The sequence below is a fragment of the Pseudomonas sp. IT-P253 genome, from assembly GCF_949768125.1.
Taxonomy (GTDB): Bacteria; Pseudomonadota; Gammaproteobacteria; order Pseudomonadales; family Pseudomonadaceae; genus Aquipseudomonas.
Genome location: NZ_CATKPT010000054.1, coordinates 1 through 4,140, shown reverse-complemented (window position 1 = coordinate 4,140; position 4,140 = coordinate 1). Strand labels below are relative to the sequence as shown.

General features: G+C 56.4%; 4 protein-coding genes. 2 read left to right on the top strand and 2 right to left on the bottom strand.

All coding sequences use genetic code 11. The features are described 5' to 3' along the window. Together ACM6IR_RS22415 and ACM6IR_RS22410 are read right to left on the bottom strand one after the other, a co-directional pair. Positions 1-78: hypothetical protein (locus tag ACM6IR_RS22415; RefSeq protein ID WP_223441004.1), on the bottom strand; the 78-nt coding region annotated here is incomplete at its 3' end. Between the two features lie 434 nt (positions 79-512). Further along, positions 513-1,412: a LysR family transcriptional regulator gene (locus ACM6IR_RS22410; protein ID WP_414909716.1), complete on the bottom strand. Its 900-nt coding sequence runs from the start codon at positions 1,410-1,412 to the stop codon at positions 513-515. Between the two features lie 157 nt (positions 1,413-1,569). Here ACM6IR_RS22410 and ACM6IR_RS22405 point away from each other — a divergent pair, with 157 nt between their 5' ends. Next, a complete protein-coding gene (locus tag ACM6IR_RS22405; protein ID WP_076029106.1) occupies positions 1,570-2,751 on the top strand; it encodes an acyl-CoA dehydrogenase in 1,182 nt (393 codons plus the stop codon). 13 nt (positions 2,752-2,764) lie between these two features. Next, the gene (locus ACM6IR_RS22400; protein WP_414909715.1) at positions 2,765-3,985 is read left to right on the top strand and encodes a CaiB/BaiF CoA transferase family protein; all 1,221 of its coding nucleotides are present in this window, start codon (positions 2,765-2,767) and stop codon (positions 3,983-3,985) included. Positions 3,986-4,140 lie beyond the last annotated feature (155 nt).

The following is a 4,140-nucleotide window of genomic DNA, read 5'->3' as shown; positions in this document are numbered from 1 at the left end:
AAGCTTCTTGATGGTTTCCGGGGTTGCAGCAACCCGTGTTTCACCCGTCTGGGTTTCGAGAGGAACACCAATGTGCACGTCAAATCTCCTGCGTGATCTTATTGAGTAAACCCAGGCACTACGGATGGTGCGGCTGGGGCGGCCGATCAGCACGATCCCGCTAAATCAGGGCGGGGCGCGGCATTTTGCAGGTGAACTTTGTGCCCTTCAAGGAATTATGATCGGTGACGGAAAATTAACTACAAGTCACCCCGTGACCGTATGTCGCAACTAACCGGTTGAACCCCTTGTATTCCGTGCCTTTCATGGTTTTTTCGCAATTCTCAAGAATTTACACATCGGTGCGGTGAATAAGGCGTTATGTCTCGCAATAGCGGCTCAAAGCCACGTCTTCAGGCGCTTGTGGGACGTTTGTACTGCTAGTCGGTACAGCCTGCAAAAATGCGACAAATACTTATATCTGTAGGGCTTTTATTTTGCTGACTACGAAGTCAGATAATGGGTAAAAGCCTTTATCCTTCTAGGCTGTAGCTTTGTGCCTGATTAACCAGCCAATCGCGAAATGCCTTTAAAGAGGCTGATTCGACCTTTCGTTCAGGAATCATCAGGTAATAGGCCTTTATGCTGGAGAGCGCCTGGGGGCTGGCAATCATTAAGCGCTTCTCGGCCAGTTCGCGCTGAATCAGGAACGGTGGAATCAACGCAATCCCCATGTCGTGCATGGCCGCTTGGGCCAGCATTGAGAATAGCTCGTAACGCGGCCCTGTCATGTCGCGCGGGATATTAAGGTTCTGAGAGTTGAACCATTGGCGCCAGGCGTAGGGGCGGGTGGTCTGTTGAAGTAGCGGCAGATCGGCGATTTCACTGGCGCTCAGGCTCGTCCTTTTTCCCAGAAGGCTCGGGCTGCAGACGGGCATCGGATTTTCACCCATTAACCTGTGGGATTGCGTACCCGACCAATCCGCGTCGCCGAAGTAGATCGCGGCATCGAAGTCGGTGTCGGCAAACAGAAAGGGCCGTGTGCGGTTTGTGAGGTTGACCGTCACTTCCGGGTGTCTTTGCTGGAAGTCCTTGAGCCGTGGCAGCAGCCATTGAGTGCCGAAGGTTGGTACGACCGCCAGTTCGATCACGTTCGCGCCTTGTTGACCCATCACCGACAGGGTGTCCCGCTCAACCGCGTCGAGCTGGGTGGCTACCCGGCGGCTGTAGGAAAGTCCGGCTTCCGTTAGTTTCACTCCACGCCGCGAGCGTCGGAACAGTTCCACGCTGAGGAACTCTTCAAGACTGGCGATCTGTCGGCAAATCGCCCCTTGGGTCAGTGAAAGCTCTTGGGCGGCCTTGGTAAAGCTCTCGTGGCGCGCTGCCGCTTCAAAACTAATCAAGGCGGTTGTGCTGGGTATTTTCCTGCGCATGTACGTCAACCTCACTAATGCACCGCATAAACGCTATTTCGCGATGTTTCGGAGTGAGAAATTAGCACAGCAGTATGCAAAATCCTCGTTTGCCGTAATGCCGAACCCGGCCTAGGATCAGTCCACGTTATTTGACCCGATTCGAGAGGACACACTCATGGGTGGTAAAGCTAGCTTCAACTGGATCGATCCCCTGCTGCTGGATCAACAGCTCACCGAAGAAGAGCGCATGATCCGCGACACCGCCGAGCAATTCGCTCAGCAGAAGCTCGCGCCACGCGTGCTCGAAGCTTTCCGCCATGAGAAAACCGACCCGGCAATCTTCCGCGAAATGGGTGAAGTCGGCCTTCTGGGCGCAACCATCCCTGAGCAGTACGGCGGCAGCGGTCTGAACTACGTCAGCTACGGCCTGATCGCTCGTGAAGTCGAGCGCGTCGACTCCGGCTATCGCTCGATGATGAGTGTGCAGTCTTCGTTGGTGATGGTACCGATCAACGAATTCGGTACCGAGGCCCAGAAGCAGAAGTATCTGCCGAAGCTGGCCTCAGGCGAGTGGATCGGTTGCTTCGGTCTGACCGAGCCGAACCACGGTTCCGATCCGGGCGCGATGATTACGCGTGCTCGCAAAGTGGAAGGCGGCTACAGCCTGACTGGCAACAAGATGTGGATCACCAACAGCCCTATCGCCGATGTGTTTGTGGTCTGGGGCAAGGACGATGCGGGCGACATCCGTGGCTTCGTTCTGGAGAAGGGCTGGAAAGGCCTGAGCGCTCCGGCGATTCACGGCAAAGTTGGCCTGCGTGCATCGATCACCGGTGAGATCGTGATGGACAACGTGTTCGTTCCTGAAGAGAACATCTTCCCGGATGTCCGTGGTCTGAAAGGTCCGTTCACTTGTCTCAACTCGGCACGTTATGGCATCTCCTGGGGCGCGCTGGGGGCGGCTGAATTCTGCTGGCACACCGCTCGCCAATACACCCTGGATCGTCAGCAGTTCGGGCGCCCATTGGCCGCGACGCAGTTGATTCAGAAGAAATTGGCCGACATGCAGACCGAAATCACCCTGGCGTTGCAAGGTTGCTTGCGTCTGGGTCGTATGAAAGATGAGGGGACGGCGGCCGTCGAGATCACTTCGATGATGAAGCGCAACTCCTGCGGTAAATCCCTGGACATCGCTCGCATGGCGCGCGACATGCTGGGTGGCAACGGTATTTCCGATGAATTTGGTGTTGCCCGCCATCTGGTGAACCTGGAAGTGGTGAATACCTACGAAGGTACGCATGACGTCCACGCGCTGATCCTCGGTCGCGCGCAGACTGGCATCCAGGCGTTCTATTAATAGGAGAACGGCCATGGGCGCGCTTTCGCATCTACGGGTACTGGATTTATCGCGAGTATTGGCCGGGCCCTGGTCCGGGCAAATTCTGGCGGACCTTGGCGCCGAGGTGATCAAGGTCGAGCGTCCGGGAAATGGCGATGATACGCGCGCCTGGGGACCTCCCTTCCTCAAAGATGCTTATGGCGAGAACACCAGCGAAGCGGCCTATTACTTGTCGGCCAATCGCAACAAGCAATCGGTGACCATCGATTTCACGCGCCCAGAGGGGCAAAAGCTGGTGCGTGAGCTGGCGGTGAAGTCGGACATTTTGATCGAGAACTTCAAGGTTGGTGGCCTGGCGGCGTATGGGCTGGACTATGCGTCGATGAAGGCGATCAATCCGAATCTCATCTACTGCTCGATCACCGGGTTTGGTCAGACCGGGCCGTACGCCAAGCGCGCGGGTTATGACTTCATGATTCAGGGGCTGGGCGGTCTCATGAGCCTGACGGGGCGACCTGAAGGGGAAGAGGGGACTGGGCCGGTAAAGGTCGGGGTGGCACTGACGGATATTTTGACCGGGCTCTATTCGACTGTGGCGATTCTTGCAGCGCTGGCTCACCGGGAGCATGAAGGCGGCGGTCAGCATATTGATATGGCTCTGCTGGATGTTCAGGTGGCGTGTCTGGCCAACCAGGCGATGAATTACTTGACTACCGGAGTTGCTCCCAAGCGTTTAGGTAATGCTCATCCGAACATCGTGCCCTATCAGGATTTCCCTACGGCAGATGGCGACTTCATCCTTACCGTAGGTAATGACGGGCAGTTCCGTAAATTTGCCGAGGTGGCTGGTCAGCCTCAGTGGGCAGATGATCCGCGTTTTGCTACCAACAAGTTGCGAGTGGCAAATCGGGCGCAGCTGATTCCGCTGATCCGCCAGGCAACAGTATTCAAGACCACTGCTGAGTGGGTCGTGCAGCTGGAGCAGGCAGGTGTACCGTGCGGGCCTATTAACGATCTGGCTCAGATGTTTGCCGATCCGCAGGTTAAGGCGCGTGGGTTGGCGATCGAGCTACCCCATGCGTTGGCGGGGATGGTGCCGCAAGTGGCCAGTCCGATTCGTCTTTCCGAGACCCCGGTCGAATACCGCAATGCGCCTCCTTTGTTGGGTGAGCATACGCTGGAGGTCTTGCAGCGGGTGTTGGGTCTGGACGCTGGTGCGGTCGCTGCATTTAAAGTCGCTGGGGTGCTTTAAGGCTTCCCACTATATAGAGGGCGTGGTTTTGCTCTTCTGCATGAGGGAAATCGGGCTGTTTTCGGCCTTTGCGCAACTTATTGATAGAAAAGCAAAATCAGAGGTTGACGGCAGATTCCAGACGTCTATAATTCGCCCCACTTCCGGCGCAGTCG

Bases quoted from the DNA above. Each gene is read 5' to 3' on its own strand.
- ACM6IR_RS22405 (WP_076029106.1), top strand. From the start codon at position 1,570: ATGGGTGGTAAAGCTAGCTTCAACTGGATCGATCCCCTGCTGCTGGAT.
- ACM6IR_RS22410 (WP_414909716.1), bottom strand. From the start codon at position 1,412: ATGCGCAGGAAAATACCCAGCACAACCGCCTTGATTAGTTTTGAAGCG.
- ACM6IR_RS22400 (WP_414909715.1), top strand. From the start codon at position 2,765: ATGGGCGCGCTTTCGCATCTACGGGTACTGGATTTATCGCGAGTATTG.